Here is a 4356-nt window from a genome sequence, read left to right as displayed (position 1 = left end):
CTCGGCCTTCTTGGCGGCGCGCTCCTTGTCATAGCGGGCCTTGCGCTCGGAGAAGCTCTCCTGCTTGCCGGAGGCAGCAGGCGCCTCCTTCTTGTCGTCCTTGCCGATCTCTCCCACCTTCGCCAAGGCGTCGAACGGGTTCTTGAACGGCTCATCGGAGTTCGGGTCGTAGACTTCCGTCTTGATGACCTTGTTCATCTCCTCTTGGGCGTCCCTGAATTTCGCGATGGCCTTCCCCAGCGTCTTGGCCATGGCCGGCAGCTTGTCGGGCCCGAAGATGAGGAACCCGAACAGCAGGATGAGAAAAAGCTCGAATCCACCAATACCAAACAAAGCAAACCCCTTTGCGCGGTGTCTCTCAACGTATCAGCCGCGCCCCGCGCGGCAACGATTCATAGTATCACAAACGCGTTCGGCCAACGCATCTGCGGATGCTCTACAGAAAAAACAAGAGGCCGGCCGGCGCGCAGGGAGAAGGAAATGCGCAAAGAGGGGCGACGGCGGAGCTCCCGCCTTCTTGAAACCGCCCTTCAACCCCCCTGCTGCGGCGCGAGAGCCCTCTACGACCCGCCGCCCATGACCATGAGGGCCATGGTGGGAATGCCCAGCGCCAGCACGAGGATCACGCAGATGACTACGGTGAATATCCGCTTCGTCTTCTCCGCGCGCCTGCGTTGTTCCTGCGCTTTCCGCTCGCGCTCCTGCGCGGCCTTGATGCGCTCGCTCTTCTGCTTCGCCGTGAGTTTCTGCTGCTTCGCCATGCTGCTACATCCTCAGTTTCCCGCGGATCTCGATGACGCGGGCGATGTTCTTCGCCACCTCCACGTCAACGTGCCACTTGTTCTTCTCGTACAGCTGCACGCCGTCCACCATGGTCATGAGCACGTCGGCGCCGCTGCACGTGTTCACCACGGCCGACACGGGGTCGGTGGTGGGCGTCTGGTGCGAGCCGGACAGGTCCACGGCCACGAGGTCGGCGCGCTTGCCGATGTCCAGCGAGCCTATCTTGTCGTCCAGCTTGAGCGCGCGGGCGCCGCCGATGGTGGCCATCTCCAGCATGGTGGCCGAATCGAGGAACTGGCCCACGTTCACGGCGCGCTGCACCAGCATGCCGATGCGCATCTCGGTGAGCAGGTCGGTGGAGTCCGTGGCGGCCGGCGAGTCGGTGCCGATGCCGGTGCGCAGGCCGGAGCGCAAGAACTCCGTGAGCGGGGCCACGCCCATGCCCAGCTGCGCGTTGCAGCGCGGGCACACGGCCACGGCCACGTCGTATTCCTTGAGCTTCTTCACGTCCTCGTCGTCCACGTGCACGCAGTGGATGGCCAGCACGTTGTCGGATTCGAACGCGCCCCAGTTCAGCGCATAGCGCACGGGCGTCGTGCCGGTGGGCAGCCACGGCGGGACCTCCACGTAGCCGCGCTTCTGGTCCATGGTGTGCACCGAGAACGGCGACGAACCGTACTTGATGAAGTTGAACTCCTCGCGGTTGCCGGCCATATGCATGGCCACGGGCACGTTCTCGCGGCGCGCGAAGTCGGACACCTTGCCGAACATGGAGGGATGGCACACGTACATAGCCGCCGGGGCGATGCCGATGGTGATGCGGGAGGAGTCGACCTCTTCGCGCCAGTGCATGATGTCGTTCTCGGCCACGCGCATGGCGTAGTCCACGCGGCGCTTGTCCATGGCGCCCACCTCGCGGTAGATGACCGAGCGCATGCCGAGCTTCTGCGTGGCCGTGCAGGCCGCGCCCGTCGCGGTGATGTCGGCAACGCAGGTGATGCCGCTGGAGAGCGCCTCGAGGCCGCCCAGGATGGCCGAGTCGTACCAGTCGCCCACGTCCATCTTCGCGCTCTTCTCCAGCATGGACGTGATCCAGGTGGTGTAGGGCACGTCGTGCACGATGCCGCGCATGACGGAGTTCTCCAGGTGAGTGTGCAGGTCGACCAGGCCCGGCATGAGCGCGGCCAGGCCGTAGTCGACGATCTCCTCGTCGGGGTAGCGGAGCTTCAGCATGTCGGTGGCGCCGATGTCGCAGATGCGGCCGTCGCGCACGAGCACGGCGCCGTTCTGGAACGGCTCTGAAGTGATGGGGAGAATATATTGTGCGCACAACAGCATGACGGCCCACCAATCTCTAAGAATAATCGTGTGCTGCGTATCATAGCATTGCCGGTGCGCTCTCCGGCGAAAGCACACAGGGCAATCGGCCGGGGGAGGAGGCGTGGCGGGAGGCGATGCGTACGCCCCAGGTTGGCGCAGTAAGTCAGCGAGAAGCCCCCTCGTACCCGAGATTCGCGGGATCGCGGGGGCGAAGCGTACTTCGGTACGCGAGTCCGCGGGATCGCGCGAAGATCGGGTGCGAGGGGGCTTCGCAGCGTCGAGTTGTTCCGTCGGCCGCAAGGCCGACGGAACATAAGAGTGCTATACTTCATGGCCGCATGCAAACACTAGACATGACATACATCCACGCGCCCGCCACCTACGACTTCCGCGAGCGCTCCATCATGTACGGGCCCGTGTCCGACATGGTGCCCTCCACGCCCATCTTCGAGATGTACCCGCTGGGGCTCACGACGCTTTGCGAGTACCTGGAGCGCCACGGACTGCGCTCGCGCATCTACAACCTGGCGTCGATGATGCTGCACAAGAAGAACTTCGACGTGGAGAAGAACCTCGCGCGCCTGGACTCGCACCTGTTCGGCATCGACCTGCACTGGATGCCGCACTGCCACGGCTCCATCGAGGTGGCGAAGATCTTGAAGCGCCTGCACCCGCACGTGCCGGTGTCGTTCGGCGGGCTGTCGTCGTCGATCTTCCACGAGGACCTGATCAAGTACGACTGCATCGACTACGTGTTCCGCGGCGACTCCACCGAGGAGCCCATGCGCATGCTCATCGAGCGCGTGGCGCGGGCGGCCAAGACGCACACGCCGGTGGGCGACCTGTCGGACATCCCGAACCTCACCTGGAAGGACGCCTCGGGGGCCATCCGCATCAACCCGCTGTCGTGGGTGCCCGACGACATGAACGCCATCTCGCTCGATTACGCCTACCCCATGAAGGGCGTGCTGCGCCACCACGACATGACCAGCTACCTGCCCATGAAGGGGTGGCTCTCGTATCCCGTGACGGCCAGCCTCACCTGCCGCGGCTGCGCGCGCAACTGCGCCACCTGCGGCGGCAGCGCCTACGCGTTCAAGAACCACTTCGGCCGCCGGCGCGTGGCGTGGCGCGACCCGAAGCTTTTGATCCGCGACATCGAGAACGTGCAGAACCACGTGTGGGGCCCCATCTTCGTGCTGAACGACTTTTTGCAGGCCGGCGAGGCGTACACGCACGAGTTCATCACCGGGCTCAAGGGCAAGGTGCACAACCCCATCGGCTTCGAGTTCTTCGGCCCGCCGCCGGGGGGCGACGAGTTCTACCAGCTGCTCGATAACAACCTGGGCAACTGGTCGGTGGAGATCTCGGCCGAGAGCCACGACGACGACGTGCGCAAGGCGTTCGGCAAGGGCCATTACACGATGGCCGAGCTGGAGGACACCATCGTCGACGCGCTGTCGCACCCCAACTGCGAGCGGTTCGACCTGTACTTCATGACGGGCATCCCCAAGCAGACCGCCGCCAGCGTGCGCGAGACGGGGGCCTACGTGCAGCATCTGTACGAGCGTGTGAATTACGACCCGCGTCTCGTGGTGCTGACCTCGCCGATGGCGCCGTTTCTGGACGTGGGGTCCATCGCGTTCGACAACCCGGAGAAGTACGGCTACAAGCTGCGTGCCCGCACGTTCGAGGAACATCGCGAGCGCATGATCCTGCCCTCGTGGAAGCACATCATGAACTACGAGAGCACCTACATGAGCGTGGACGAGATGGTGGACGCCACCTACGACGCGGCGCTCGACCTGAACCGGATCAAGGGCGAGCACGGCATCCTGGACGCCGGGATGGCCGCCGCCACCGACAAGCGCATCCGCGAGGCGCGCGAGCAGATGAACCGCCTGGACGATGTGCTGTACAACGGCACCGGCCGCATCGACGCGCGCCTGGGGGCCTTGAAGGCCGAGTTCGAGCGTCTGTCCGAGAACACCGTGGCCGAGAAGTCGGAGCTGAACTGGGCCTTCGATGTGAAGCCCGTGCACGCGAAGCATTTGGCGAAGCTGTGGTTCACGAACGAGCCGGCGAACTTCGCGGCGAAGCTGACCGGGAAGTGGCGGCCCGCGCAGAGCGACTTCGACTATCCCGACCAGACCACCGGCGAGCTCTCCCCGGCTTGGAACGCCGACGGCACGCCCAACTGCACGTTCAAGGGCCTGGCCGTGGACGGCATGGGCGACGGCCGCGCGCTCGCCG

General features: G+C 64.9%; 4 protein-coding genes. 1 reads left to right on the top strand and 3 read right to left on the bottom strand.

Annotated elements, in window-relative coordinates:
• From GPA_RS07335 to GPA_RS07325, 3 genes are all read right to left on the bottom strand, one after another.
• On the bottom strand, positions 1-333 hold a 333-nt coding region (locus tag GPA_RS07335; RefSeq protein ID WP_197533079.1), incomplete at its 3' end, for a Sec-independent protein translocase subunit TatA/TatB.
• Between the two features lie 227 nt (positions 334-560).
• The gene (locus GPA_RS07330; protein ID WP_015539463.1) at positions 561-761 is read right to left on the bottom strand and encodes a hypothetical protein; all 201 of its coding nucleotides are present in this window, start codon (positions 759-761) and stop codon (positions 561-563) included.
• Between the two features lie 4 nt (positions 762-765).
• Positions 766-2121 (bottom strand): amidohydrolase family protein, encoded by a 1356-nt coding sequence (locus GPA_RS07325; RefSeq protein WP_015539462.1) that lies wholly within the window; start codon positions 2119-2121, stop codon positions 766-768.
• A gap of 335 nt (positions 2122-2456) precedes the next feature.
• Here GPA_RS07325 and GPA_RS07320 point away from each other — a divergent pair.
• Positions 2457-4356 (top strand): TIGR04190 family B12-binding domain/radical SAM domain protein (locus tag GPA_RS07320; RefSeq protein WP_049784060.1); only part of this gene is annotated, 1900 nt, incomplete at its 3' end.

This window comes from Gordonibacter pamelaeae 7-10-1-b (assembly GCF_000210055.1).
Taxonomy (GTDB): domain Bacteria; phylum Actinomycetota; class Coriobacteriia; order Coriobacteriales; family Eggerthellaceae; genus Gordonibacter; species Gordonibacter pamelaeae.
This window is presented reverse-complemented; position numbering and strand designations above follow the sequence as displayed.

Bases quoted from the DNA above. Each gene is read 5' to 3' on its own strand.
- GPA_RS07330 (WP_015539463.1), bottom strand. From the start codon at position 761: ATGGCGAAGCAGCAGAAACTCACGGCGAAGCAGAAGAGCGAGCGCATC.
- GPA_RS07325 (WP_015539462.1), bottom strand. From the start codon at position 2,121: ATGCTGTTGTGCGCACAATATATTCTCCCCATCACTTCAGAGCCGTTC.